Source organism: Cellulomonas gelida (genome assembly GCF_006538725.1).
Classification (GTDB): Bacteria; Actinomycetota; Actinomycetes; order Actinomycetales; family Cellulomonadaceae; genus Cellulomonas; species Cellulomonas gelida.
In genome coordinates, this window is the sequence record NZ_BJLQ01000002.1 from 185,748 (window position 1) to 211,759 (window position 26,012).

Sequence of the window (26,012 nt, forward strand, 5' to 3'; positions counted from 1 at the left end):
TAGGTAAGTGACGACGCACGCTCCCGTTCCTGCCTCGACGTCCCCCGGCATCGACGTCCCCGCTCCCCTGCTGCCCATCGACGACGGCGCGTGCCGCAGCGCGTCGCACGTCCTCGAGCTCGTGGGCCGCCGGTGGAGCAGCAGCATCCTGTTCGCGCTCGGCCGCGGCGCGCACCGCTTCACGCAGATCCAGGCCTCGGTGATCGGCCTCTCGGACCGGATGCTCTCGGTCCGCCTCAAGGAGCTCGAGCGTGCCGAGCTCGTCGCCCGGGTCGTCGAGCCGACGACGCCCGTGAGCGTGCGCTACGAGCTCACACCCCGCGGCCGCGACCTCATCGAGGCCATGCAACCCCTGGTCCGCTACGGCCACCGCTGGGAGACCAGCCGCTGACCCTCGCTCATCCCTCGGCCCACGCCGCCAGCTCGCGGACCCTCGTGATCGTGTCCGCCTCCGCAGCCGACTTGTCGTCGCGGTAGCGCAGGACGCGTGCGAAGCGCAGCGCGAGGCCGCCCGGGTAGCGCGTCGATCGCTGCACGCCGTCGAACGCGATCTCGACCACCTGCTCCGGGCGAACGGTCACCACCCAGCCGTCGTCGGCCATCTCCAGCTCGCGGAACCGCTCGGTCTGCCAGGCGAGCATCTCGTCGGTCATGCCCTTGAACGTCTTGCCGAGCATGACGAAGCCGCCGTGCTCGTCCCGTGCGCCGAGGTGGATGTTGGACAGCAGGCCCTGGCGACGGCCCGAGCCTCGTTCGACCGCCAGGACGACGAGGTCGAGGGTGTGCCGCGGCTTGACCTTGACCCACGCCGCGCCTCGCCGGCCCGCCTCGTACGACGAACCAGCCGCCTTGACGACGACGCCTTCGTGCCCGGCGGCGAGGACTGCGCGCGCGTGCTCCAGCGCCGTCTCCGGATCGGCGGTCACGACGCGGGCGACCCCGAGGCCGGGACGGTCGACCAGGAGGCGGTCGAGGGCGGCCAGGCGCTCGGTGAGGGGACGGTCGAGCAGGTCCTCACCGTCCAGGTGGAGGCAGTCGAAGAAGAACGGCTGCAGCAGCTGCGTCGCAGCGACCTCGGCGTCCCCACTGGCTGCGCGCGCGGCTGTGTCCTGGAACGGCACGGGGCGGCCCGTCCCGTCGACGACCAGCGCCTCCCCGTCGAGGACGAGCCGGTGGGCGGGCAGGGCGCGCACCTGCTCGACGATCTCCGGCACGCGCGCCGTGATGTCGTCGAGCGAGCGCGTGAAGACCGCGACCTCGTCGTCGGCTCGGTGCACCTGGACCCGGATGCCGTCGAGCTTGGCGTCCACGACCGCCAGGTCGCCGTCCTCGACGTCAGCGACGGTCGTGAGAGCCGCGGCGACGTCCGGTGCCGACTGCGCGAGCATCGGCCGCACCGGGCGGCCGACCTCGAGCGTGAACGCCGCGAGCGCCTCGCGCGCGGCGGACGGGTCGGTCGCCGCGAGCGCGGCCTGCGCGACGGGCTCGGTCGCACCCGCGAGCATCGCCGCGCGGCGCACCGACTCGGGCGGCACGCCCGCGGCCTCGGCCACCGCGTCCAGCAGCAGCGCGTCGAGCGCACCCTGCCTCACCTCACCGCTGACCAATCTGCCGAGGAAGTCCTGCTCGGGCGCCGTTGCGGCGCCGAACAACGCGGCGGCCTCGGCGGCGCGCGCGGTGCCCGAACCCGGTCCGGCGAGCCCAGCCATCCGGGCGAACGCCGCGTCGACGTCCGCGACCTGCAGGCTCGGCTCGTCGGCCGGTGGCGGCATCGTCCGCAGCGAGCGCCAGCCCAGCCCGGTGCGGCGTTGCCGCAGCTCGCCCGCGAGGTACCGCGCGACGATCGGCACGTCCGCCGGGGGCGTGCGTCGCAGCAGGTCGACGAGCAGCGCGCGCTTGGCCAGACGTGAACGCGTCGCACCCAGCGCGGACGAGGTCGCGGCGACATCGGCGAGCAGCATGCGGGCATCCTGCACCCGCCCACCCACACCGGCCACCGGCGTCGAGAGACGGCCGGGGCCGCGCTCGGGATCGCGCGGATCTCGCCCGGCGGGACCGCCGCCTCGCGCGCCGGGACGTTCGTCGCTCGCGCGGACCTCCTCCCAGGGGTCCACTGGAGCATGCGCGCTCCCACACCCCGTGCCGTGGGCCTCCTCACGGCGGCCGCCGCCGTGGCGCTGATCCCCCTCGCCCGCACGTGGGGCCTGCAGTGGGGCGCCAGCGAGGACGAGCTCGACACCGGCCTCGCCGGCGACGACGTCGTCCCCGTGCCGAGCCTCGTCGCGACGCGTGCCATCACGATCGACGCACCCGCCGAACGCGTCTGGCCCTGGCTGGTGCAGCTCGGTCAGGGTCGTGGCGGGTTCTACTCCTACGACTGGCTGGAGAACCTGCTCGGGCTGGAGATCCACTCCGCGAACCGCATCGAGGACCGCTGGCAGGGCCTCGCACCGGGCGATGAGGTGCATCTCGCCAAGAGCGCCGCGCTCGCCGTGACGATCGTCGACCCGCCGCGCGCCCTGGTGCTGACCGCCCCCGACGCGAGCTTCAGCTGGGCGTTCACGCTCCATCCGGGCCGCGACCGCTCCACGCGACTCGTCGTGCGCGAGCGCTACGCGCGGCCGCGGTGGTGGGCCGTCCCGGTCAACGAGGTCGTCGGCTCGGTCAGCACCGTGATGTCGCGACGCATGCTGATCGGCATCCGAGACCGCGCCGAGAAGGCCGTGCGCTGACCCTCCTGCGGTGCGTGTCGGTGGTCGGTGGCTTACTGGCTCCATGACCACTCTCCAGGGACGAGCCGCCACAGCGCTGCTCGTGATCGACATGCAGAACGGCGTCGCGAGCGGGCTCCACGCGCGCGACGAGGTCGTCGCGACGATCGACGGGCTCGTCACCCGCGCTCGCGCACAGGGCACGCCGGTCGTGTGGGTGCGCCACCAGTCCGACGAGCTGCCCGAGGGCAGTGACGTGTGGCAGCTCATCCCCGAGCTCACGCCCGCGCCCGACGAGGTGATCGTCGACAAGCGGTACGGCGACTCGTTCGAGGACACCCCTCTCGAGGCCGAGCTCGCAGCTCGCAAGGTCGGCAGGCTCGTCGTGTCCGGCGCCCAGACGGACGCGTGCGTCCGGGCGACGCTGCACGGCGGGTTCGTGCGGGGCTACGACGTCACCCTTGTGTCCGACGCGCACAGCACCGAGGACCTCACGGCCTGGGGCGCACCGCCCCCCGACCTGGTGGTGTCGCACGCGAACCTCTACTGGCAGTTCCAGGACGGCCCCGGGCGGACCGCCACGGTCGAGTCGTCCGACGAGGTCGACCTGACCAGCGCCTGAACGGGCGAGCGCCGAGCCTGCGCCCGCCCCTGCTCGCAGGCTCGGCGTGGGCCGGCCTCGGCGCAGGTCGAGCGCGCTCACTGGAAGTCGCGTGACGTCGACCGGACCTTGAGCGACAACGGGGCCAGGTGCTCGGCGACGAGGTTCGTCGCCCCGTCCTGCCGTTCCAGCAACCCGCGCACGACCATCGCGCGGCTCGTGCGCGCGGTGCGCCGGAACCGTTGCCACAGACCCGCCGAGCAGACGATGTTGAGCAGCCCGGTCTCGTCCTCCAGCGACAGGAACGTGACACCGCCGGCCGTGCCGGGTCGCTGCCGGTGGGTGACGACCCCGGCGACCGCGACCCGTCGCCCCGTCTCGTGCCGGTACGCCTGCTCGACCCGCAGCACCCCGGCGGCGTCGAGCCCGTCGCGCACGAACTGCGTCGGGTAGGAGTCGACCGACACCCCCGTCGCCCACACGTCGGCCGTCGCGGTCTCCACCGGGCTCAGCCCGGGCAGCGTGGGTGCGCTGACACCGACGCTGACGCCAGGCAGCGTCTGCGGGTTCTCCTGCGCGAGCGCACCCGCCGCCCACAGCGCCTCGCGGCGCGTCACGCCGAGACCGTCGAGCGCGCCCGCCGTGGCGAGCGCCTCGAGCTGGCCGGTCGTCAGCCGGACCCGGCGGACGAGGTCGCGCTGGTCGGCGAACGGTCCGCGTGCCTCCCGCTCCTCGACGATCTGCTCCGCGAGCGCGGTGCTGATCCCCCGCACCGCCGCGAGCCCGATCCGCACCGCGAGCGACCGCGCCGGCCGGTCGACGCCCTCCCTGCTCGAACCGCTGCTCGTGCGGACGCCCGGCTGCGGGGTCGGGCCGGTGCCGCTGGGACGCGGGACCAGCCGCGGCTCTCCTCCGGGTGGCGTGGGCCCGACGCGTTCGACGGTCGCGGCGGCCCCCGACTGCTGCACGTCGGGGCGCAGCACCTCGATGCCGTGCCGGCGCGCGTCGGCGGCCAGGCTCTGCGGTGAGTAGAACCCCATGGGCTGGGCCGCCAGCAGGCCCGCGTAGAACGCCGCGGGATGGTGGACCTTGAGCCAGGCGCTCGCATAGACGAGGAACGCGAACGAGTAGGCGTGCGACTCGGGGAAGCCGAAGTCCGCGAAGGCCTTGAGCTTGTCGAAGATCTGCTCGCCGGTCTCCCGCGAGATGCCGTGCGAGGCCATGCCGGTCATCAGGCGTTCCTTGAGCGCGAGCATCCGCTCGGTCGACCGCTTCGAGCCCATCGCACGGCGCAGCTGGTCGGCCTCGGCGGGGGTGAAGTCCGCGACGTCGATCGCCATCTGCATGAGCTGCTCCTGGAACAGCGGCACCCCGAGCGTCTTGCGCAACGAGGGCTCGAGCAGCGGGTGCAGGTAGGTCACCTCCTGGCGCCCGCGCGCGCGCTCGATGTACGGGTGCACGGAGTTGCCCTGGATCGGGCCGGGGCGGATGAGCGCGACCTCGATGACGATGTCGTAGAACGTCTGCGGACGCAGCCGCGGCAACGTGCCCATCTGGGCGCGCGACTCCACCTGGAACACCCCGACCGTGTCCGCCTCGCTCAGCAGCTCGTAGACCAGCGGGTCGTCCTGCGGTAGCGCGTGCAGGTCCAGGTCTGGCCCGCCGTGATCACGCACGGAGGTGAACGCGATCCGCAGCGCGGTGAGCATGCCCAGCCCGAGCAGGTCGAACTTGACCAGCCCGGCGTCGGCGCAGTCCTCCTTGTCCCACTGCAGGACCGTGCGGCCCGGCATGCGCGCCCACTCGACCGGGCAGACCTCGATCACCGGGCGGTCGCACATGACCATGCCGCCCGAGTGGATCCCGAGGTGCCGGGGCAGGCGCAGGAACCGCTCGGCCAGGTCGATGACCTGGTCCGGGATCTCGCCCTCCGCGTCGGCGGACGGCGGCAGGCGCGACGGGACGACGTCGTGCCCGTCGGCCGTCGCGAGACCCGGCACCTCGTCGCCCTTGCGTCCTCGTGCCGGTGCCGACGACGAGCGCGGACCACCCGGGGTGCCCGAGACCCACTGCGCTCCGCGCGCCTCGGCACGCAGCTGTCTCCCGGTGACGACCGGCAACGGTCCCGAGTGACCGGTGTGCGGGCGCTCCTCGCGTGCGACGCTCGCCGCCGGAGTCGACGGGTCGGGCGCGGCCGGCGTCGGTGCGGCGCGCAGGCTCCCCCAGCGCTCGATGGACTTCGCCCACGCGTCCTGCTGACCCGCGTCGTACCCGAGTGCCCGGGCGGCGTCGCGCACCGCCGAGCGCGGCCGGTAGGAGATCACGTTGGCCACCTGCGCGGCGTGCGTGCGGCCGTGCCGCGCGTAGACGTGCTGGATGACCTCCTCCCGCCGCGCGGACTCGATGTCGACGTCGATGTCCGGTGGCCCGTCGCGCTCGGGGGCCAGGAAGCGCTCGAACAGCAGGCCGTGGTGCACGGCGTCCACCGCGGTGACGCGCAGCGCGTAGCAGACCGCCGAGTTCGCGGCCGACCCTCGGCCCTGCGCCATGATCCCGTTGTCGCGGCAGAACGTGACCAGGTCGTAGACCACCAGGAAGTAGCCCGGGAAGCCGAGCTCCTCAATCACGCGCAGCTCGTGCTCGAGCTGCGCGTACGCCCCGGGGACACGCTCGTGCTCGGGCGGTCCGTACAGCTCGAGCGCACCCTGCCGGACCAGCTCGCGCAACCAGGTCGCCTCGGTGTGGCCGGGCGGCACCGGGTACGGCGGCAGCGACGGCGCGACGAGCTTGAGGTCGAACGCGCACTGCGCCGCGAGGTCGGCGGCGGTCGTCACGGCGTCCGGGTAGCGCCGGTGCAGCCGCAGCATCTCCGTGGCCGAGCGCAGGTGAGCCCCCGGTCCCGCCGGCAGCCAGCCGTCGAGGTCGTGCAACGACGAGCGCGCGCGCACCGCCGCGAGCGCGGCGGCCAGGTCGGCGTCGCGCGGGGTCGCCTGGTGCGCGGCGGTGGTCGCGACGAGGGGCAGCCCGGCGTCGCGCGCGAGCATGGCCAGCGCGTCCGCGCGCTCGTCGTCGTACGCGTCACCGGCGGCCGTCAGCTCGACCGCGACGTTGTCCCGTCCGAACAGGGCGACGAGCCGGTCGAGCTCCCGGGCCGCTGCGGCCGCACCGCCGGGCGCGACGGGGACCACGCCCGACGGGTCTCCACCCGCGAGCGCGCGCCGCACGGCACCCTTGCGGCACCCCGTCAGCACGAGCCACTGGCCCGCCGCGGCCTCGGCCAGCGACTCCAGGTGGTACTCCGCGGCACCCTTGCGCCCGGTGTCCAGGTGTCCCTGTGCGATGGCCCGGGACAGCGACCGATAGCCGTCCGGGCCGCGTGCGAGGACCAGCAGGTGAGTCGAGCGCGGGTCCGGCACGCCCGTCGGCTCGTCGAGCACGCCGGGCCCCGGTGGCGGTGCGGGTTCGCGCCCGTGCCGGCGCGCGTCGGGTGCCGGCAGGTGCAGCTCGGCACCGAAGACCGTGTCCACCCCGACCCTGCGTGCGGCCTCGGAGAACCGCACGACGCCGTAGAGGCCGTCGTGGTCGGTGAGCGCGAGCGCGGTCAGCCCGAGGCGTGCGGCCTCGGCCGCCAGCTCCTCGGGCTGACTCGCGCCGTCGAGAAAGCTGAACGCCGAGTGCGCGTGCAGCTCGGCGTAGCGCGGCCCGCCTGGCCGGGTCCGCTCAGTCATAGCGCGCCTCGCACGCCCACCCCGTGGGCGTCGCGGTGAGCAGCGCCGCAGGCTCGTCGTCGAACGTCATCTGCACGTGCCCGCGCACCACCGCGGGACCGGCCTGGTCCTGCGCCCACCAGCGACTCATGAGCAGCCACGGCCCCGCCCACCCGGTGACACGCGACCGTCGACCGGCGCCCCACACCACCCACGTGGGCACGCCGCTGAACCCGGCGCGCGCGTCGAGGACCACCGGGGCGCCCGCCGCGTCGTGCACCTGCACCGACTCGGGCTCCGGCAGCACGGTGGCGGGCGCGGGTGCCGGCAACCGGCCGGGCCACGGCCGGTCCAGAGGACGCTCGGGGTCGCTCTGGTCGCCCCACGGACGCACGTGGACCTGCTCGCGCACGTCACGCCCGCCCTGCACCGTGGCCGTGAGCAGCCCCGAGCCTCCGACGATGCTCTGCGCCCGGTCCAGCACGCGGTGCGCGCGCAGGTCGCCGCCGGACGGCCCGCCCCACAGGCGGCCCTGCTCGACGCCCGCGGGCGCGACGTCGAGCGCTGTGACCGACAGGCGGACCAGCGTGACCGACGGCGTGTCCTCGGGGTGCGGGTCCCACTCCGGCGCCTCGGGGCCGGTGGCGGCCGCCAGGTCCGCCGACGACTGCCGGCGGGTGCGCGCGTCGAGCCGGCGCGAGCGCGCGGTCGTCACGGCCGTGGTGGTGAGCCAGCTCTCGAGCTGCCAGCGGATGCGGTCGGTGATGCGCGACGGCGACAGCCCGCCCCACCCGCCGAGGTCGGTGCGCCACACCCGGACCAGGTCGACGCCCTCGTCGGTGCGGGCCGCGATCTCCAGCCGTCCGCACGTCAACCCGCGCGCGACGAGCATCGCGTGCAGGTCCTCGGCCAGCCGACGACCCGCGAACGTCGCGGTGTCCACGCGGTCCACCGGCGGGTCCAGCTCGGCGCTGACGTCGAGGTCCGCCTCCGGGCGACGACGCACGGGAGGACGCTCGTCGTCGCCGCGCGCAAGCAGGTGCGCCCACACCCCGAGGCGGCCGAACCGCGCGTGCACGTCCGCGGACGGCAGCGCCGCGAGCTGGCCGAGCCGACGAAGGCCCAGTCGGTGCAGCAGGTCGACGAGCTCGTCGACCTGGCCTGAGCCCTCCTGCGTGACCGCCGCGAAGGCGAGCTCGGTCATCGGCCGGGATGCCAGGAACTGCGGCGAGCCCCCCGGCGGGACCCACGCGCCGATGCGTGCGGCCACGACGGCGGCGAGCAGCCCGTCGGCCGTCCCGACCGCGCACTCGTGCCCGGTGCCCTGCGCGACGGCCTCGACGAGCCGTTCCGCGAGTGCGTCCTCCGAGCCGTGGTACCGACTGGCACCACCGGCGGGCAGCAGGAGCAGGCCGGGCCGGACCACCTCGAGGCCGGCCACCACGGTCTCGGCGGCCATGGCCACCGGTTCGAACATCCGCACGTCGCGCGCGTCGTCGGCCGGCAGCAGCTCCAGCTCGGGGCAGCAGCCCTGCGCCTGGCGTCGGCGCATGCCGCGGCGCACCCCCTCGAGCCGCGCCAGCGCGTTGACCGCGCTCACCCGCTGACCGGCGAGCACCGCGGCGGGCAGGTGCGCGGGGACCTCGAGCGCCGCGACCGCCGCGACGACGGGCCAGTCCGGCACCCACAGGACGGTGGTGCGCGTGCTCATCCGACGAGCCGCAGGTCAGGCCGCGCCGCCGCCGGTGACACGACGGCTGTGGACTGCGGGGCGGCCCGTCGACGGGGGTCGTCGGGGAGGCCGTCCGGGGCGGCCAGCGGCAGCGCGAGCACGAGCGACAACGGCACGGCCGCGCCGCGCCGACCGGTGCGGGCCACGCGGACCTGCTGCGTGCGCAGGCGTCCTTCACCCGAGCCCACCCCGTGCCACCCGCCCTGACCCCCGACGGGGTCCACGGTCAGGATCACGTCCGCGCCCGGCCAGGCGACAGTCGCGAGCAGCACCGCACCGCGCTCGCGCGCCCGCGCGGACAGCCTGCGCCGGTCGGCGTCGACGAGGGCGGCCTGCGGTCCGACGACCACCACGTCCATGCCGTCGACGAGCGCCCCGAGCACGGTCGCGGCATCCGCCCCCGGGGACGGGACGACGGCCAGGCGGGTCAGGTCGACGCCGGCCTGCGCCGCGGCGAGCAGACCCAGAGCGGGCTGCCCGACGACCGTCACCCAGGCGCCGGACGCACTCGCGGCAGCGAGCACGGCCACCGCGAGCGAGGTCGAGCCGAGGACCGCCGTGGTGGCCCCCCGGCGCAGACCGTCCGGGAGCAGTGGCGCCAGCGCGGGCGGGACGGGCAGCGCCGGGCGCTCGGTGGTGAGCAGCGCCGTGGTGGGCAGCGCCGTGGTGGGCAGCGCCGTGGTGGGCAGCGCCGTGGTGGGCAGCGCCGTGGTGGGCAGCGCCGCGCTCAGGGCGTCGGTGCGCGTGGACCGCGCCCCGTGAACCGCGGCGTCCGGCAGAACAGCGTCCGGCAGAACGGCGTCCAGACCCGTGGTGTCCCGGGGCAGCACAGCGGGCTCGGGCGACCTGGCGGGCGCCTCGGTGCGCAGGTGCACGCTGCGGGCACCGGTACGGAGCTCGGCGTGAGCCAGGGCGAGGCGAGCGCGGGCGACTCGCTCCTCCCGGGTCAGCACCTCGACCGTCATGACCGTCCCTGTGTTCGTCTCCTGCCACGGCACCGCCCCGCTGAGCGCGACGTGGCGCACCCGAAAGAGACGGCAAACCGTTCGAACGCTTGTTCGATCACTCTAGTACACGTCGCCCACAGTCCCGGTGTCAACCTCGCAGGCGGCGGCTCCGCACCCTCGCCCGAACCCCCGGCACACCCCGGGCAGCGCACGCCACCAGGTGGGACCTGCGGTCCCGTCGACCGGTCGTCGGAGGCGTATGGTTTGACGGATTGATCAATCCATCAAACCTGCGGCAGGCCATCGGAGGTCCCGTGCCACTGCGTGCCCACGGCCTCGACCGTCCCCTCCCGGACGTCAAGGCCGACCTGTTCAAGGCGCTCGCACACCCCGTGCGCGTGCGCACGCTGGAGCTCCTCGTCGAGGGTGACCGCCAGGTCGCCGAGCTGCTCACCGAGCTGGGGCTCGAGGCCTCGCACCTGTCGCAGCACCTCGGCGTGCTGCGACGCGCCGGCGTCGTCACCGCGCGGCGCACCGGCAACGCGGTCCACTACGCCCTGGCCCTGCCCGCCGTGGCCGACATGCTCGCCGCCGCCCGCGCGGTCCTCGTCGACGCCGCCGCGCGCCGCCACGAGCTCCTCACGGACGGCGACGCGTGAGCGTCGACGAGGCACCGACCACCACCCCTGACCTCACCTTCGGCCAGACCCACCCCGGCGCACTGCTCGTCGCCGCACGCCGCCGCGTGATCGCCCTCGCACCGCACCGCGACGACTACACGGGGCTGTCGCGCTCCTGGCGCCGCGACCTGCTCGCGGGCCTCACGGTCGCGATCGTCGCGCTGCCGCTCGCGCTCGGCTTCGGTGTGTCGTCGGGGCTGGGCGCGGCGGCGGGCCTCGTGACGGCCGTGGTCGCGGGAGCCGTCGCCGCGGTCCTCGGCGGCTCGCACCTGCAGGTCAGCGGGCCGACCGGCGCGATGACGGTCGTCCTGCTCCCCGTGGTCGCCCGGTTCGGACCCGAGTCCGTGCCCGTGGTCGCGATCATGGCGGGCGGCCTCGTCGTGCTGGCGGGCGTCCTGGGCCTCGGCCGGCTCGTCGCGTACATCCCGTGGCCCGTCGTCGAGGGGTTCACGGTCGGCATCGGCCTGGTCATCGCGCTGCAGCAGGTCCCGCTCGCACTGGGCACCCCTGCCGCGCCGGGCACGAACGCGGCGCAGGTGGCCCTGGACACGATCGGTGACGTCGACTGGGCAGCCGCGGTCGCCCCGCTCGCGCTCGTCGTCCTGTCGGTCGCGCTCATGGTCGTCCTCCCCCGGCTCCGTCGCGGGATTCCCGCCTCCCTCGTCGCCGTCGTGGTGGCCACCCTCGTCGCCGAGCTCGCCGACCTGGACGTCCCTCGGATCGGCGCCCTCCCGGCCTCCTTGCCCGCCCCTCACCTGCCCGTCGTGGACGCCCAGACGACGAGTGCGCTGTTCTCGTCCGCGCTCGCCGTGGCGGCGCTCGCCGCGCTCGAGTCGCTGCTGTCGGCGCGGGTCGCCGACGGCATGGCCGACGACCTGGCGCGCACCAAGCCCAACCGCGAGCTCGTCGGGCAGGGTCTCGCGAACGTCGCGTCCGGCCTGTTCGGCGGGCTGCCCGCGACCGGCGCGATCGCCCGCACCGCGGTCAACGTGCGCTCGGGGGCGCGCACCCGCGTGGCGGCGCTCAGCCACGCGGCGCTGCTCGCGGGCGTCGTCTACCTCGCGGCGCCGTGGGTGGGCCGGATCCCGTTGGCGGCGCTCGCCGCGGTCCTGCTCGTCACGGCCGCGCGCATGGTCGACGTCTCGACGGCCGCCGCGATCTGCCGCTCGGGTCGGTCAGGCGCAGCGGTCTTCCTCACGACGCTCGTCGTGACGGTCGTGTTCGACCTGGTGCTCGCGGTCGAGGTCGGCGTCGCGGTGGCCGCCGTGCTCGCGCTGCGCGCGGTGGCACGGGCGAGCGGTCTGCACCGCGAGGACGCGCCCGACGAGGTGCTGCACGCCGACGACGAGCGCGCCCTGCTGCACGAGCACATCGCCGTCTACCGCATCGACGGCGCGCTGTTCTTCGCGGACGTGCGGCGGTTCCTCGACGAGCTCGCGCAGGTCACCGACGTCCGGGTGGTGGTGCTGCGACTGTCGAGCGTGAGCGTCCTCGACACGAGCGGCGCGCACGCGCTCGCGCAGATCGTCATCGACCTGCAGCACCGCGGGATCGTCGTCCTGCTCAAGGGGCTGCGCCCGCAGCACCACCGCGTCGTGAAGTCGGTGGGCGTGCTGGACGTGCTCGCGCACGAGCACCACCTCTTCGACGACCTGGGCACCGCGTTGGAGCACGCTCGCTCGCACGTGCGCGGCGAGGAGGCCACGATGGGCGCTGCCACATCCGGATCCCGCACGTCCACGACGACCCCGGAGGAGCCGTGACCTCGATCGCCCGCCCCGTCGCCCCTGATCCGTACAGCCTCCTGCCCGCGGTGCCGACGCTCGTCGTGACCAGCACCGACTGGACCCACGGCGCGCCGGTCCCCGACGTGCACACGAACACCGCCCGCGGACGCAACGTGTCGCCCCAGGTCGCGTGGACCGGTGCACCCGCGGGGACGCGCGGCTTCGCGGTGAGCGTGTTCGACCCCGACGCACCGGGCGTCGCCGGCTGGTTCCACTGGACGGTCCTGGGGCTCGGCGCGGACGTGTCGGCGCTCGCGTCGGGCGCGGGCGCGCCCGAGGGGACAGCCCTGCCCGCGGGCGCGTTCCAGCTCCGCAACGACGACGGCGAGGCCGGCTACACGGGGTGCGCGCCACCGCCCGGCGACCAGGTGCACCGCTACTTCCTCGTCGTGCACGCCCTCGACACGGCCGACCTCGGGCTGACGCCCGACACGTCGCCCGGCGCCGCGAGCTGCGCGCTGGTCTTCCACACGCTCGCGCGCGGCGTCCTCGTCGGGACGTACCAGCGCTGACGCCCTCCCCCGGCACGCCGTCCCGCCCGTCGAGACCTGGGCTCTCGACGGGCGGGACGGCGTCGGTAGGCTGCGCGCGTGACCCTGGGGACGTTGACCTGGCAGCCCGCGCTCGAGCGCCTCGACCTCGTCGCGCCGAGCACCGCGGCGACGCTGGCCGGGTGGGCGGCCGACGACGACGAGGTCGCGTCACGCGTGCTCGTCGCCGAGATCGACCCGGACCTCGCGGACACCGCCGCGCTGACCGCGGCGTTCGACCTGCCCCCGTCGGCGTCGGCGAACTGCGTGCTGGTCGCGGGTCGACGCGAGGGACTCGAGCGCGTCGCCGCGGCGGTCGTGCGCGCGACCACCAGGGCGGACGTGAACAACGCGGTCAAGCGTCTGCTCGACGTCCGCAAGGCCTCGTTCCTGCCGATGGACCGCGCCACCGCGGAGTCGGGCATGGAGTACGGGGGCATCACGCCGGTCGGGCTGCCAGCCGGGTACCGCGTGCTGGTCGACGCGCGCGTCACCGAGCCTGACGAGGCCGGCGAGCTGGTCGTCATCGGCAGCGGGCTCCGGCGCTCCAAGATCGCCCTGCCGGGCGCGCTGCTGGCGCGGCTGCCCGGCGCCGAGGTCGTCGACGGGCTCGCCCTGCTCTGAGATCCTTGGCGTTTCACGCACCTGGGCTTGGCGCCCCGATGACCGCCTTGTGAGGCGCTTGTGAAGGTCGCGTGAGATGTGGTCGAAGTCGCCCACCACAGGCGCCCGAAGCGGGACGCAGGTCCCTGCTCGCACCCCGCCACGCAGCCGACCATCAAGTCATGGACCTGCTCCTGGCCGACCCCACCGACCAACAGACCGACACCGTCACCACCCTGAGCAACGAGGTCATCGAGACCACGTTCCTCGCGGCCGCTCGCGCGCTCGACGACGACCTGCCGCCCTTCTGGGACTGAGCACCCCACCGGCCTGACGGTCGGCCGGCACCGGGTCCGCGACGTCGCGGCCCGGCCGCGTCACCCGACGCGCGTCGCCCAGAACGCCACCGCCGCCGCCGCCGCGACGTTGAGCGAGTCGACTCCCCCGGCCATCGGGATCCGCACGACGAGGTCGCACGCCGCGACCGTCGTCGCCTTGAGGCCGTGCCCCTCGGCACCGAGCACCATCGCGAGCCGCTCCGGCGGGTCCGCGACCAGCTCGTCGAGCGTGATCGCGTCCTCGGACAGCGCGAGCGCCGCCGAGACGAACCCCGCCGCGCGCAGCGCCGCGACGCCGTCCGGCCACGGCTCGATCCGCGTCCACGGCACCTGGAACACGGTCCCCATCGACACGCGCACCGAGCGCCGGTACAACGGGTCCGCGCAGCGCGGTGTGACCAGCACCGCGTCCACGCCGAGCGCCGCGGCCGACCGGAACGCCGCGCCCACGTTGGTGTGGTCGACGATGTCCTCGAGCACGGCGACGCGCCGCGCACCGGCCAGCACGTCGGCGACGGCGGGCAGGGGCGGGCGGTGCATCGCCGCGAGCGCGCCGCGGTGCACGTGGAAGCCGGTGATCGCCTCGAGCACGGGCTCGTCGGCGACGTACACCGTGATCGGTTCCCGCTCGTCGTCCTGCGCGGGCAGCGCGGCGACCATGCGCTCCAGGTCCGGCACCCAGCGCGGCGCGAGCAGCACCGAGCGCGGCCGGTGCCCCGCGCGCAGCGCGCGTTCGAGCACGGTCGAGCTCTCGGCGATGTAGAGGCCCTTGGCCGGCTCGTGCTTGGAGCGCAGGGCGACGTCGGTGAGCGAGACGTAGTCGGCGAGCCGGTCGTCGCCGGGGTCGGTCACGGTCCGCAGGTCGAGGTGAGGCACGTCAGAGATCTTCCCAGGCGCGCACGACTCGTCGACGCGCCCGTCTGCACTACGGCAGGCGGACGGCGACCCGCTCGTCGTCGCCCACGACGAACGCCGCGACCGCGTCGCCCCGTCGCACCTCGTAGTCGCCGCGCCACCCCTCGACCGCGACCTGCCCGGCGGCATCGGTGCGCGTCGTGGTCGGCGCGTGCCACCACTGCCCCCGCACGAGGTCCCGCAGGGCCGTGTAGGCGGGCTTGGGCGTCCCGTCGCGGCGGACCAGACCGGCGGGCGCTCCCAGCCACGCGCCCTCGTCGCCCAGGCCCCAGTACGTCACCGACTGCACCGCGGGGTGCTCGACGAGCATCTGGTAGTGCCGTGTGAGCTCGTCGGCCTGGCGCTGCTCGCCCTCGGGCGTCGAGGGCCACGCGTCGACCCGGTAGTCGTTGAGGTCGACGATCTCGCGCGGCATGAGGTGGCCCGAGACGAGCGTGGTCTCGGTGAAGTGCAGCGGCAGGCCGAACCGTGAGAAGCGCTCGAGCACGCGCGCGGTCTTCTCCTCACCCCACCAGCCCTGGTGCATGTGGCTCTGCAGCCCCAGCACGTCGACCTGGATGCCCGCCTCGAGCACGCCCTCGATGAGGCACTCGTACGCCGTCGACATGTCGAAGTCGTTGAGGAGGAGGGTCGCGCTGGGATTCGCGGCGCGTGCCGTCTCGAACGCGAGGCGGATCGTCGCGATGCGCCCGCGCTCCCATGCGAGGGGGGTGATCGCGTTCTTCTCGGCGCGGAACACGGGCATGATCACGACCTCGTTGATCGCGTCCCACGTGTCGACGAGCCCCGCGAACTCGCTCACGTCCCGCGTGATGCGCTCGCGCTGCACGCGCTCGACCTCGTCGACCGGCAGGTCGAGCAGCCAGCCCGGCGCGAGCGTGTGCCACATGAGCGGGTGACCCTTGACGCGGACGCCCCGGTCGACGAGCCGACTCGCGGCCTCGCGCAGGACGGCGGTGCGCGGGTGGCCACGCTCGGGCTCGAAGTGCCGCCAGTAGAACGGCAGCGTCGCCGTGTCGAACAGGTCGAGCCACAGGTCCTCGAGCGGCGACGAGGCCTGCGGCTCCCGGCGCAGGAACTCGAAGCCCGTGCAGCCGAAGCCGAACGCGTGCCGCGTCTGCGCGACCGTGACGTCGGTGTCGGCGAGCGGCGCGCCGTCGGGCCCGAGCACGGTCACGACGGCTCGCGCGGTGCGGTGGTCCAGGTGGGACACGGTTCTCCTCAAGGTGTCGGGCGTACGGAAGATCTCACGGCCGGGGTGCGGCCGGACAGCAGCGCGCGCCCGCCGAGCACGGAGGCCACGCCCCCGAGGACGGCGATGGCGGGGACGACGAGGAACGCGGTGTGCACGCCGACCGCGTCCGCGAGCGCGCCGAGCACGAAGGGCGCGAGTCCGATCGCGAGCCCGCCGGCGAGCGTCGCGCGGGCCTGTGCGGAGTCCTGCGCACCCGGGGCGGTCGACAGCAGCAGCGCGACGGACAGCGGGTACTGCGCGCCGCAGCCCACGCCGGCGACCACGAGCCCCGCCACGGCGACGGTCGGGGAGGTCGCGGTCCACAGCACGGCCCAGCCCGCGACGGTCACGACGAAGGACACCGCGAGGAGCAGCGCGGGCCGCACGCGCAGGGACATCGGGCCGACGACGAAGCGCACGGCGGACAGCCCTGCGACGAACCCGGCGGTGGTGGCGGTGGCGATCCCCGCGCCGGCGGCGGTCTGGTCGCGCACCAGGTCGGTGGACCAGAACGTCGTGACGTTCTCGAGCGCGATCGCGGCGACCAGGCTGCCGAGGAAGCACCACGCCGCGAGCCGGCGGCGCGCAAGGGCCTGTGCGGCGAGCGCGGGCTGGTCGGCGGCTGGGGCGGTCGGCTCGGTCTCGTCGGGCCGCTCGACGACCGCGACGGCGGTCGCCTCGACCGAGCCGAGCACCGGCTCGACCCCGTGCGGCCCGTCCAGGCGCACCACGGCGTGCGCGTGCGGCTGCTGGGCCACGGCGTGCGGGCCGCGCGTCGGTGGCGTCATCGCGCCGCCGACCGGGATCCGCAGGGCGCGCCACACGACGACCCCCGCGAGCACGACCGTCACCGCGACCGCGGGCCGCCAGCCCCAGCCGATCGCGACGCACAGCCCCGCGGCGAGCGGGCCGACCAGGCCGACGGACGACCCCACGCCGTTCGCCTCGGTCACCGCTGCCGACGCGGCCTCGCCGTGGTGCCGCGCTAGCCCCGCCTGCGACGACGCGATCGCGACGTTGCCGCCCACCGCCATGACCGCGACCGACGGCAGGCTGACCCACAGCGACGGCGCGAGCACGAGCCCGACGACACCGGCCGCGACGAGTCCCAGAGCGACGACGATCGCGGCGCGCCGACCCCGACCCGCGATGAGCGTGGGCGCCGCCCAGCTCGCCAGCACCGCGCCCGCGGCCATCGCGGTGCCGTGCAGGCCCGCTTGCGCGGCCGAGATGCCGAACTCCTCGGCGAGCAGCGGCACGCTCGGGTTGAAGGAGTAGAGGAACCAGCCCCAGACGACGAACGCCCCGTAGAACGTCCAGGTCAGGCTGTCGCGGCGCATCCCGCGAGGATACGTCCCCGCGGGCGCGCCACCGCGGGACCACCGGCCGTCGTCGTCACCGGACGGCGCGGCTCGCGCGCAGCCGCGCGACGAGCGTGTCGAGCTCCTGGCGGTACTCGGGCGCTCGCGGGTAGCCGCTGTGCGCCGCCACCGCGAGCAGGTACGCGTCCGCGTCGACCTCGCTCGCGGGCACGTCGACGACGCTGTCGGCGTACGCGTCGACCGGGAAGCCGATGAAGTCCGTGCGCCGCCACAGGCTGCGCCAGCGCACGGCACCGGCGCGCCCCTCTCCTCCGTGCGCGCTGAGCGAGGCTCGCAGCGTCGGTCCGGCGTGCGCCACGCCTGGCGGCACCGGGCAGTCCCAGGGGTCCGGGTTCCACAGCCGGGCGCCCGCGCTCGGTCGGGTGCCGAGCACCGAGGGCCCGAACAGCTCCGGGAAGAACCGTCCGAAGTACGCGCGCAGCTGGGTGCCGTAGGTCAGCAGGCCGACCCGGTGGTCGTACGGTCCGGCGGGGCCGTCCCAGCGCGCCAGCAGCGTCGCCACGCACACGACGCCGCCGAGGCTGTGCGCCGACAGCAGCACCCGACGTCCGCGCCGCTCGTCGTCGGGGATCGGCGTCCCGTCGTCGCCCAGCCACGCGTCGATCCGGGAGCGCAGCTCGGGCACCACACGCTCGGCGTAGCAGGGCGGCGCGAACGGGTGCGCCGCGCGCGGCAGGAAGCACATCAGGTCCCACAGCAGCCCCCACGGCCGCGCGAGGGGCTGCTTCGACCCGGCCAGCACCACGCTCGCGACGATCAGGCCGAAGCCCGCGACCACCGCCGTGCGCGACAGCTCGACGCCCAGGGTCCAGAGGGCACCGAACGGGCCGTCGTACGCGGCGTGCGGGTCGGGCAGCACGAGCGTCGCGAGCAGGGCCAGGAAGAACAGCAGCCCGAGCGCACCGATCAGCCGCTCCGCACGCTGGGCCAGGGCCGCGTGCCGCCGGCCGGTCTGCACCGCGAGGTCCTCGAGCAGCTCGGGCGCGGCGCCGGCGCCACCGGGCACCACGGGCAACGGTCGGCGGCGCAGGGCACCCATGCGCGCGGTGAGCACGACGACGAGCACGAGGAGCAGCACGAGCACCGCGACGCTCGCCACGGCGAACTGCTCGTACCCCGGCGGCACCTGCAGCCGCGCGGACGCCGGCAGGTGCACGACCACCGGGTCGCGCAGCGGCTCGGCCGCCGCGGCCTGCTCGAGCGCGGCCGTGTCCTGCGCGCTCAGCCGCTGGTTCTCCGCCGCGGCGGGCGCGTCCAGCCAGGCCACCGCCCCCAGCACTGCGGCCGCGCTGAGCACCATGCCCACGCCCGCCGCGGTGCTCAGGAGCACCGCCGGCCCGCGACCCGACCAGCCCTCGCGCAGCCGGCCCGCGTGCCTGCGGTTCGCGGTCCACGCCACGACGACGAGCACGACGAGCGCGAGACCGGCGAGCGAGCGCCACCCGGCGCCCCAGCCCCCGTCCGGCCACAGCACGCTGGTCACCGCGGCCGCGAGCGCGACCAGGGTCAAGGGAACCCACACCCGGGCACGCAGCCGCGCGCGAATCCCGACCGCCGCGATCGCGAGCAGGACCACGACGGCCACGAGCAGGCGCGGCAGGGCGTACAGGCCGAGGAACGGCGCCACGGTCGGGTCGGACGGCCGCAGCGGGCCGTCACCCGAGCGCACCACCGCGACGAGCACCGCGATCAGGACCGCCAGCGCGGCCACGAGCAGCAGGACGTCGCCCGTGCGCGACACGCGCGGCGGGCGCGGCTGGTCGCCGCGCGCACGTGGCGGCGGCTCGAGCCGGAACCGACCCGTGCGCGCCGCGGCGAGGCCCACGACGACGACCGACACGAGCAGCAGCACGGCCCACGGCAGCCGACCGTCCGCGGTCCAGACGCCCGGGTCGAGGCAGCCGCGCGCACCGAAGCCCACGGACGTCGCGCAGCCCGGCTCGTCCCGGTACAGGTAGTGCCACGCGACGAGCCCGGCGAGCGTGGCGAACGCGGCCGCGAGGTGCTGGAACCACTGCAACGACGAGCGGTCCGCGTGCGTCCAGAAGCCCCGTCGCGCGAGCATCGGCCACACCTGCCCGCGCACCTCGTCGGCGCGCGTCGCGGCGGGCGGCGCACCGGCGGGACGCAGTCGCTGGCGCGCCTTCGTCGTCGACATGCGCCGCTCGTAGCGCAGCCGGCCCGTCGAGCCCACCGCGCCGAGCGCGACGATCACGACGGCCGTGAACCCGACGAGCACGGCGGTGCGCAGACCCGTCGACCAGCGGGCCGCGGCGTCCGCCCAGTCGGGCAGCGCCGCGCACACCTGCACGTACTGGACGGCGTCGCCCGACGCACCCGGTGTCAGGCTCGTGCGCGGCCCGTAGCACTGGGCCGCGACGATCCCGAGCGTGATCGTCGCGGTCGTCGTGACCCACAGCAGCGTCAGCGCGAGGCCGAACAGGCGGACGAGCCCTCCGCCCGCCGACGACCTGCGCCCGTGCGGCTCGTCGGCGTCCCGCGACCAGTACGCGACGTTGGCCAGCCCGAACGGGACGATCACCACCCACAGCACCCGGACCAGGCCGGCGACCAGCCCGCTCGCCCGCCCGAGCCCGGGCACGGTCGAGAACCGGGCCATCGCGCCCCACGAGTACGCCTCACGTCGGACGCCGGCGGGCACCACGCGCGGGTCCCCCGCCTTGCGGGGCGCGGCCGCGACCGCGCTCGTCGGCGCCCAGAAGCTGCCGAGGTCGTCGCCGTCGACCTGCTCGACCTGGTCCGGCCGCAGGTCCAGCATCGCGGCGGGAGGCGTGTTCGCGACGCCGTGCACCCGCAGCTCCAGCACGTCGTCCGCGCGACTCGGCGCGTCGGCCGACCCGCCCTGACCCCCTCGCCACCAGTGCACGTCCGTGACCTCTCCCCCCGCGGGTCGCCCGCAGGCGGACCAGCTCCTGACCCGAACCTAGTCACCCGGACGGACGGGCCGCCATACCCGACTCGTCCCGGTATGCCCGCCGGGGACCCGCGCTCGCGCAGTGGCACGACGACGCCCGGGGTGCGCGGTGTGCGCAGCCCGGGCGTCGTCGCTCGCGTCAGGTCGTCAGCTCGTCGTCAGGCTGCCGAGCAGCTTGCCGTGAGCCCGCTCGAGCTGCCGGACCCGAGGAAGCCGGCCGTCGCGGTCCCGCCGGGTGACAGCGCGCCGTTCCACGCCGCGTTCGTCAGGACGTTGCCGCTCAGGGTGCCGCCCCACGCCTGCGAGATCGTGGCCCCGCCCACGGTGACCTTCCAGCCGGTCAACCGGCTGGAGCCGGCCGTGACCACCACGTCGGCCACGTACCCGCCGGACCAGCTCGAGTTCACCTTGACCGTCGCGGTGCACGCACCGGTCGGCTGCTGGGTGGGCTGCTGAGTCGGCTGCTGCGTGGGCTCCTGGGTCGGCTCCTGGGTCGGCTGCTGGGTCGGCTCCTGCGTCGGCTGCTGGGTGGGCTGCTGGGTCGGCTCGGTGCCCTGGCCGATGACGATGTCGCTGCACAGGTAGTACGGCTGGTCGAGGTGGCTCGCCTGCCAGATCGTGTAGAGCACCGCGCGGCCGCTCCGGCCGGGCAGCGAGATGTCCGACTGGTAGAGGCCGGTCGTCGGGTACGACCCCGTGGTCTTGACGAGGTCGAGCGATGCCCACGTGAGCGGCTGGGTCGTCGGGTCGAAGCCCTGCTTCGTGACGTAGATCTTGAGGTAGTCCGCACCGTGCTTCGCGGAGTCGGTCAGCGTGAGCGTGAAGGTGTTCGGGACCTGCTTGGCCTTCCAGGCACCGACCGTGTCCATCGACTTGTAGAGACCGTTCTGGGTCCGCCCGCCGCTGCACAGCTGGCCGTCGGGGATGACCGCCTGGTGCTGGCCGCCCACGCCCTCACGGAACAGGCCGTTCCAGTTCCACATGGCGTTCGGGTTGTCCTGGAAGGCCTGCCAGCACATCGGGTCGAGAGTGGCCATCTGCGGGTTGAGGTGGTCGGCACCCCACCGCTCCCAGCAGCCGTAGTTCCGGGTCGGGGGGTCCGTGACGGAGCCGTGCGCGCTCGCCGAGGGCGCGAGCAGCGTCATCGCGCCCAGTCCCAGGGCGAGGCTCAGCGGGACCGCGATCACGGCCCGCCGCAGACGGCGCAGCAGGCCTGTTCGAGCAGGTCGTGCGGACGCGTGCATGGTTCCTCCTGGGGGGTCGGAAGTGCCTGCGCACGAGGACCGCCTCGCTGCGGACCCCTCACGCGCAAGCGCGGGTCCTCCACCGTCCACACGCAGCAGGGAGCGCGACAACGGCCGAAACGGTTCACCCGGTCGGGTGAGGCCGTTCGCCCCTTGCTCACCTGGCTCGGGCGCCCTCGGCCCCGCCTCAGACCTCCTCGACCGCCGCCGCGGCGAACTGGCTCTGGTAGAGCCGCGCGTACGCGCCGTCGGCCGCCAGGAGCTCGTCGTGCGTGCCCTGCTCGACGATCGCGCCGTGCTCCATGACCAGGATCGTGTCGGCGTCGCGGATCGTCGAGAGGCGGTGGGCGATGACGAACGACGTCCGGCCCGCGCGCAGCGCGTTCATCGCGTGCTGGACGAGCACCTCCGTGCGCGTGTCGACCGAGGACGTCGCCTCGTCGAGGATGAGGATCGCAGGGTCGGACAGGAACGCGCGCGCGATCGTCAGGAGCTGCTTCTCTCCCGCGGAGACGCCCGTGCCCTCGTCGTCGATCACGGTCGCGTAGCCGTCGGGCAGCGTCCGGACGAACCGGTCCACGTACGTGGCCTCGGCAGCCGCGACCACCTGCTCGTGCGTCGCGCCGTCGACCGCGTAGGCGATGTTCTCCTCGATCGTGCCGCCGAAGAGCCACGTGTCCTGCAGCACCATGCCGGTCGAACGGCGCAGGTCGTCGCGCGTCAGGGACCGGGTGTCGACGCCGTCCAGGGTGATCCGGCCCGCGTCGAGCTCGTAGAACCGCATGATGAGGTTCACCAGCGTCGTCTTGCCGGCGCCCGTCGGCCCGACGATCGCGATCGTCTGCCCGGGCTCGGCGACGAGCGACAGGTCCTCGATGAGCGGCTCGTCCTCGCGGTAGGAGAACGCGACGTGCTCGAAGGCGACCCTGCCGCGCACCGGACGGTCGAGCTCGGTCGCGGGCTCCGGGTCCGGGTCCTGCTCCGGCGCGTCGAGCAGCTCGAAGACACGCTCGACCGACGCGACGCCCGACTGCAGCAGGTTGGCCATGCTCGCGAGCTGCGTGATGGGCTGCGAGAACTGACGGCTGTACTGGATGAACGCCTGCACGTCGCCCAGCGTCATCGCCCCCGAGGCGATCCGCAGCCCGCCGACGACCGCGATGATCACGTACGTGAGGTTCGCGATGAACCCGAGCGCCGGCTGGATGATGCCCGAGATGAACTGCGCGCGCCGGCTCGAGTCGTAGAGCGCCTCGTTGCGCTGCGTGAACGTCTCGACGGCGTCGTCGGCGTGGTTGAACACCTGCACGAGCGTGTGCCCCGTGAACATCTCCTCGATGTGCGCGTTGACCTGCCCCGTGTAGGTCCACTGCTCGATGAACCGCGGCCGCGAGCGCTTCGCGATCAGCGCGGCGACCAGCATGGACAGGGGCACGGTGACGAGCGCGACGACCGCGAGCAGGGGCGAGATCCAGAACATCATCGCGAGCACGCCGACGACCGTCAGGAGCGACGTGATCACCTGGCTCAGCGTCTGCTGCAGCGTCTGGGCGACGTTGTCGATGTCGTTGGTCACCCGCGACAGCAGCTCGCCGCGCGGCTGCGAGTCGACGTAGCGCAGCGGGACGCGGGACAGCTTGGCCTCGACCTGGGTACGCAGGCGCAGGACGGCGCGCTGCACGACGCCGGCCGTCATGCGGCCCTGCGCCCAGCCGAACAGGAACGACCCCAGGTAGACCAGCGCGACGACGAGCAGGATCTGCCCGAGGCGGTCGAAGTCGACCCCCTGCCCGGGCACCACGTCCATCGCGGACACCATGTCGGCGACGCGGTCCTCGCCCTGCGCGCGCAGCGCGGCGACCGCCTCGGCCTTGCTCAGCCCGGCAGGCAGCATCGACCCCGTGACACCCTCGAACAGCACGTTCGTCGCGTTGCCCAGGAGCTTGGGCCCGATCACCGCGAGGACGACCGAGGCCACGCCGAGCAGCACGATGGCGACGATCCGCACCCGCTCGGGCCGCAGCTCCCGCAGGAACCGCGACCCCGACTCGCGGAACCGCATCGACTTCTCGCCGGGCATGCCCATGTTCGCCATGGGGCCGTGCCCCACGGGGCCTCGGCGCACGCGCGCGGGCGACGCGGCCGCAGGCGCCGGGGCGGGCTGGGGTCCGCGTGGCGTGGTCATGCCGCCTCCTGCGCGCTGAGCTGGGAGTACACGATCTCCTGGTAGGTGGGGTTGGTCGCGAGGAGCTCCGCGTGGGTGCCCTCGCCGACCACGCGTCCCGCGTCGACGACGACGATGTGCTCGGCGGTGCGGATCGTCGCGACGCGCTGGGCGACGACCAGCACGCTCGCCTCGCGGGTCTCGGGGACGAGCGCGGCACGCAGCGCCGCGTCGGTGGCGTAGTCCAGCGCCGAGAACGAGTCGTCGAACAGGTACAGGCGTGGGCGTCTCGCGAGCGCCCGGGCGATCGCGAGACGTTGGCGCTGGCCGCCCGACAGGTTGCCGCCGCCCTGCTCGATCGGCGCGTCGAGCCCGCCGTTCATCGCCTCGACGAAGTCGCGTGCCTGGGCGACCTCGAGCGCGTGCCACAGCTCGTCGTCGTCCGCCCCGGGCGCGCCGTACTCGAGGTTCGAGCGCACCGTGCCGGAGAAGAGGTACGGCTTCTGCGGCACCAGACCGATCTGCGACCACAGCTCGCGCTGGTCGAGGTCGCGCACGTCGACGCCGCCGAGCAGCACCTGGCCGGCCGTCACGTCGTACAGCCGCGGGATGAGGTTGAGCAGCGTGGACTTGCCCGAGCCGGTCGAGCCGATGATCGCGGTCGTCCGTCCGGGCTCGACCACCAGGTCGACCCCCTCGAGCACGGCGCGCTCGGCGCCCGGGTAGCGGAACTCGACGCCCCGCAGCTCGAGCCGGCCCCGCCGCGAGTCGTCGGGCGGCAGCGGCACGGGGTTCTCGGGGGGCAGGACGCTCGAGTGCGTCTCGAGCACCTCGCCGATGCGGCCCGCGGCGACGATCGCGCGCGGGAACATCACGAACATCATCGTGCTCATCATCACGGCCATGAGGATGTAGGCCAGGTAGGACAGGAACGCCGTGAGCTGGCCGATCTGCATCTGCCCCTCGGCGACCCGGTGCCCGCCGAACCAGAGCACGGACGTGCTCGTCAGGTTCAGCACGAGCATGACCGCGGGGAACATCAGCGCCATGAGCTGACCGGTGCGCAGCGACGTGTCGTACAGCGCGCGGTTGGCGTCGTCGAACCGCTGCGCCTCACGGCCCTCCCGCACGAACGCGCGGATCACCCGGATCCCCGCGATCTGCTCGCGCATCACGCGGTTGATCGCGTCGATCCGCTTCTGCATGACGCGGAAGTACGGGATCATCCGCGAGACGATCGCCGCGATGACGATCCCCAGGACCGGCACGGCGACCACCAGGACGCCCGACAGCCTGACGTCCTCGCGCAGCGCCATGACGACGCCGCCGACGAGCATGATCGGCGCCATGATCACGAACGTGAACGTCATCAGCGCGACCATCTGGACCTGCTGCACGTCGTTCGTCGTCCGGGTGATCAGCGTCGGCGCGCCGAACTGCCCGAGCTCACGCGCGGAGAACGTCTGCACGTGCGCGAACAGGCGCAGGCGCACGTCGCGACCGAACGCCATCGCGGCGTAGGAGCCGTACCAGACGGCCGCGACCGCCGCGACGACCTGCACCAGGCTCACCGCGAGCATGACGGTGCCGAGGCGCATGATCTCGTCGGTGTCGCCCACGGCCACGCCGTCGTCGATGATCCGCGCGTTGAGGCTCGGCAGGTACAGCGTGGCGAGCGTCTGCACGAGCTGGAGGGCGACGACCGCGGTCACCGCGCCCGAGTACGGCGCCAGGTGCACTTTCAGGAGTCGGTTGAGCATCACACGCTCCTCGCGGGTGCGGACGACAGGTCGGGGGACGACACGGCTGCCGGTGGGCCCAGCGCGCCGGTCAGGAAGTGGGAGACCACGACGTCGAGCGCCGGGAGGCGTGGCTCGGCGCGGCGACGGGTGGCCTCGATCTGGAGCATGGACAGTCCCATGACCGTCACGGCGAGCAGCTCGGCGACCTCGTCGACCGGGCGCGCGAGGCGGTCGGCGTCTCCGGCGAGCACGTCGGTGACGGCGTCGCGCACCGCAGCCTGGCCCCGCTCCTGCCGCGTGGTGAACTCGACCATGTGGCGGTGCGCCTCCTCGTCGTGCTCGCCGTGCGGCGGCCGGCCGAGCTCGTGCAGGATCCCCATCCACCGGATGGCGCGCCCGGTCCGAGCCAGGCCGATCTCGACGACCGCGCGGACGCGGTCCGCCAACGGCGCGTCGCGGTCGATCGCCTCGATCGCCGGGACGTCGTCCGCAGGGTCGACCGCCGCGAGCACGACCGCGCGCACGAGCGCGTCCTTGTCGGGGAACACGCGGAACAGCGTGCCCTCCGCGACCCCGGCCGCCTGCGCGAGCTCCTTCGTCGTGACCCTGGTCCCGCGGTCGAGGACGACGGCGCGCACGGCGCGCAGGATCGCCTCGCGCCGTTCGTCCGGCGGGAGCGGCGCGGCACGCCCGGGTCTGCTCACCGGGCCACCGTAAGTGAGTGAGCACTCACTCAGCAAGAGGGATCTGCGGTGCACGA

The 26,012-nt window shown here is 74.4% G+C and carries 20 protein-coding genes; 8 read left to right on the forward strand and 12 right to left on the reverse strand.

Translation table 11 applies throughout. From position 1 onward, the window contains the following. The first annotated feature begins 7 nt into the window (after nucleotides 1-7). Nucleotides 8-391, forward strand: coding sequence for a winged helix-turn-helix transcriptional regulator (locus CGE01nite_RS01125; RefSeq protein ID WP_229747536.1), 384 nt, complete (start codon nucleotides 8-10; stop codon nucleotides 389-391). 7 nt (nucleotides 392-398) lie between these two features. On the opposite strand, the gene CGE01nite_RS01130 is transcribed toward CGE01nite_RS01125, so the two are convergent. Further along, on the reverse strand, nucleotides 399-1,961 hold the full coding sequence (locus CGE01nite_RS01130) for an ATP-dependent DNA ligase (protein WP_141368452.1): 1,563 nt from the start codon (nucleotides 1,959-1,961) through the stop codon (nucleotides 399-401). 183 nt (nucleotides 1,962-2,144) lie between these two features. On the opposite strand from CGE01nite_RS01130, the gene CGE01nite_RS01135 reads away from it, so the two are divergent. Beyond that, nucleotides 2,145-2,732, forward strand: a complete 588-nt coding sequence (locus CGE01nite_RS01135; RefSeq protein WP_229747537.1) for an SRPBCC family protein — start codon at nucleotides 2,145-2,147, stop codon at nucleotides 2,730-2,732. A gap of 43 nt (nucleotides 2,733-2,775) precedes the next feature. After that, nucleotides 2,776-3,333, forward strand: coding sequence for a cysteine hydrolase family protein (locus CGE01nite_RS01140; RefSeq protein ID WP_141368456.1), 558 nt, complete (start codon nucleotides 2,776-2,778; stop codon nucleotides 3,331-3,333). Nucleotides 3,334-3,410: 77 nt separating this feature from the next. Here the strand turns inward: CGE01nite_RS01140 and CGE01nite_RS01145 are convergent, their stop codons facing one another. The 3 genes from CGE01nite_RS01145 to imuA' are packed head-to-tail and all read right to left on the reverse strand — an operon-like array spanning nucleotide 3,411 to nucleotide 9,716. Next, nucleotides 3,411-7,040 carry a PHP domain-containing protein gene (locus tag CGE01nite_RS01145; RefSeq protein ID WP_141368458.1) on the reverse strand — a complete coding sequence of 1,210 codons (3,630 nt, stop codon included), beginning with the start codon at nucleotides 7,038-7,040 and terminating at the stop codon, nucleotides 3,411-3,413. Beyond that, nucleotides 7,033-8,730, reverse strand: coding sequence for a DNA polymerase Y family protein (locus tag CGE01nite_RS01150; RefSeq protein ID WP_141368460.1), 1,698 nt, complete (start codon nucleotides 8,728-8,730; stop codon nucleotides 7,033-7,035). Before CGE01nite_RS01150 ends, CGE01nite_RS01145 begins: the two co-directional genes overlap by 8 nt. After that, nucleotides 8,727-9,716: a DnaE2-dependent mutagenesis accessory factor ImuA' gene (imuA', locus tag CGE01nite_RS17105; protein ID WP_174773395.1), complete on the reverse strand. Its 990-nt coding sequence runs from the start codon at nucleotides 9,714-9,716 to the stop codon at nucleotides 8,727-8,729. The genes CGE01nite_RS01150 and imuA' overlap by 4 nt, the downstream gene beginning before the upstream one ends. A 296-nt stretch (nucleotides 9,717-10,012) precedes the next feature. Here imuA' and CGE01nite_RS01165 point away from each other — a divergent pair, with 296 nt between their 5' ends. The 5 genes from CGE01nite_RS01165 to CGE01nite_RS17205 all read left to right on the forward strand — a co-directional run bounded on the left by CGE01nite_RS01165 (nucleotide 10,013) and on the right by CGE01nite_RS17205 (nucleotide 13,615). Beyond that, nucleotides 10,013-10,357, forward strand: a complete 345-nt coding sequence (locus CGE01nite_RS01165) for an ArsR/SmtB family transcription factor (protein ID WP_048343991.1) — start codon at nucleotides 10,013-10,015, stop codon at nucleotides 10,355-10,357. Beyond that, on the forward strand, nucleotides 10,354-12,141 hold the full coding sequence (locus CGE01nite_RS01170) for a SulP family inorganic anion transporter (protein ID WP_141368467.1): 1,788 nt from the start codon (nucleotides 10,354-10,356) through the stop codon (nucleotides 12,139-12,141). Before CGE01nite_RS01165 ends, CGE01nite_RS01170 begins: the two co-directional genes overlap by 4 nt. Then, nucleotides 12,138-12,677 carry a YbhB/YbcL family Raf kinase inhibitor-like protein gene (locus tag CGE01nite_RS01175; protein WP_141368469.1) on the forward strand — a complete coding sequence of 180 codons (540 nt, stop codon included), beginning with the start codon at nucleotides 12,138-12,140 and terminating at the stop codon, nucleotides 12,675-12,677. The genes CGE01nite_RS01170 and CGE01nite_RS01175 overlap by 4 nt, the downstream gene beginning before the upstream one ends. Before the next feature lie 78 nt (nucleotides 12,678-12,755). Then, nucleotides 12,756-13,319, forward strand: coding sequence for a YbaK/EbsC family protein (locus tag CGE01nite_RS01180; RefSeq protein ID WP_048343992.1), 564 nt, complete (start codon nucleotides 12,756-12,758; stop codon nucleotides 13,317-13,319). Nucleotides 13,320-13,480: 161 nt separating this feature from the next. After that, nucleotides 13,481-13,615, forward strand: coding sequence for a hypothetical protein (locus tag CGE01nite_RS17205; RefSeq protein WP_255318462.1), 135 nt, complete (start codon nucleotides 13,481-13,483; stop codon nucleotides 13,613-13,615). A gap of 60 nt (nucleotides 13,616-13,675) precedes the next feature. Here the strand turns inward: CGE01nite_RS17205 and CGE01nite_RS01185 are convergent, their stop codons facing one another. From CGE01nite_RS01185 to CGE01nite_RS01220, 8 genes are all read right to left on the reverse strand, one after another. After that, nucleotides 13,676-14,521, reverse strand: coding sequence for a TrmH family RNA methyltransferase (locus tag CGE01nite_RS01185; RefSeq protein WP_369796589.1), 846 nt, complete (start codon nucleotides 14,519-14,521; stop codon nucleotides 13,676-13,678). 40 nt (nucleotides 14,522-14,561) lie between these two features. Next, the gene (locus tag CGE01nite_RS01190) at nucleotides 14,562-15,764 is read right to left on the reverse strand and encodes an endo-1,4-beta-xylanase (protein WP_141368471.1); all 1,203 of its coding nucleotides are present in this window, start codon (nucleotides 15,762-15,764) and stop codon (nucleotides 14,562-14,564) included. Between the two features lie 8 nt (nucleotides 15,765-15,772). Next, the gene (locus CGE01nite_RS01195; RefSeq protein WP_141368473.1) at nucleotides 15,773-17,125 is read right to left on the reverse strand and encodes an MFS transporter; all 1,353 of its coding nucleotides are present in this window, start codon (nucleotides 17,123-17,125) and stop codon (nucleotides 15,773-15,775) included. A 55-nt stretch (nucleotides 17,126-17,180) separates the two neighbouring features. Continuing rightward, the gene (locus CGE01nite_RS01200) at nucleotides 17,181-20,054 is read right to left on the reverse strand and encodes a hypothetical protein (RefSeq protein WP_141368475.1); all 2,874 of its coding nucleotides are present in this window, start codon (nucleotides 20,052-20,054) and stop codon (nucleotides 17,181-17,183) included. 206 nt (nucleotides 20,055-20,260) lie between these two features. Next, the gene (locus CGE01nite_RS01205) at nucleotides 20,261-21,346 is read right to left on the reverse strand and encodes a lytic polysaccharide monooxygenase (RefSeq protein ID WP_141368477.1); all 1,086 of its coding nucleotides are present in this window, start codon (nucleotides 21,344-21,346) and stop codon (nucleotides 20,261-20,263) included. 187 nt (nucleotides 21,347-21,533) lie between these two features. Beyond that, nucleotides 21,534-23,531 (reverse strand): ABC transporter ATP-binding protein, encoded by a 1,998-nt coding sequence (locus CGE01nite_RS01210; protein WP_048344117.1) that lies wholly within the window; start codon nucleotides 23,529-23,531, stop codon nucleotides 21,534-21,536. Further along, nucleotides 23,528-25,270 carry an ABC transporter ATP-binding protein gene (locus CGE01nite_RS01215; RefSeq protein WP_141368479.1) on the reverse strand — a complete coding sequence of 581 codons (1,743 nt, stop codon included), beginning with the start codon at nucleotides 25,268-25,270 and terminating at the stop codon, nucleotides 23,528-23,530. Before CGE01nite_RS01215 ends, CGE01nite_RS01210 begins: the two co-directional genes overlap by 4 nt. Continuing rightward, nucleotides 25,270-25,956, reverse strand: a complete 687-nt coding sequence (locus CGE01nite_RS01220) for a TetR/AcrR family transcriptional regulator (protein WP_048344116.1) — start codon at nucleotides 25,954-25,956, stop codon at nucleotides 25,270-25,272. Before CGE01nite_RS01220 ends, CGE01nite_RS01215 begins: the two co-directional genes overlap by 1 nt. Between the last annotated feature and the right edge of the window lie 56 nt (nucleotides 25,957-26,012).

Coding starts and splice junctions, on each gene's coding strand:
- CGE01nite_RS01150 (WP_141368460.1), bottom strand. CDS start 8,730: ATGAGCACGCGCACCACCGTCCTGTGGGTGCCGGACTGGCCCGTCGTC.
- CGE01nite_RS01145 (WP_141368458.1), bottom strand. CDS start 7,040: ATGACTGAGCGGACCCGGCCAGGCGGGCCGCGCTACGCCGAGCTGCAC.
- CGE01nite_RS17205 (WP_255318462.1), top strand. CDS start 13,481: ATGGACCTGCTCCTGGCCGACCCCACCGACCAACAGACCGACACCGTC.
- imuA' (WP_174773395.1), bottom strand. CDS start 9,716: ATGACGGTCGAGGTGCTGACCCGGGAGGAGCGAGTCGCCCGCGCTCGC.
- CGE01nite_RS01130 (WP_141368452.1), bottom strand. CDS start 1,961: ATGCTGCTCGCCGATGTCGCCGCGACCTCGTCCGCGCTGGGTGCGACG.
- CGE01nite_RS01195 (WP_141368473.1), bottom strand. CDS start 17,125: ATGCGCCGCGACAGCCTGACCTGGACGTTCTACGGGGCGTTCGTCGTC.
- CGE01nite_RS01215 (WP_141368479.1), bottom strand. CDS start 25,270: ATGCTCAACCGACTCCTGAAAGTGCACCTGGCGCCGTACTCGGGCGCG.
- CGE01nite_RS01140 (WP_141368456.1), top strand. CDS start 2,776: ATGACCACTCTCCAGGGACGAGCCGCCACAGCGCTGCTCGTGATCGAC.
- CGE01nite_RS01205 (WP_141368477.1), bottom strand. CDS start 21,346: ATGCACGCGTCCGCACGACCTGCTCGAACAGGCCTGCTGCGCCGTCTG.
- CGE01nite_RS01210 (WP_048344117.1), bottom strand. CDS start 23,531: ATGACCACGCCACGCGGACCCCAGCCCGCCCCGGCGCCTGCGGCCGCG.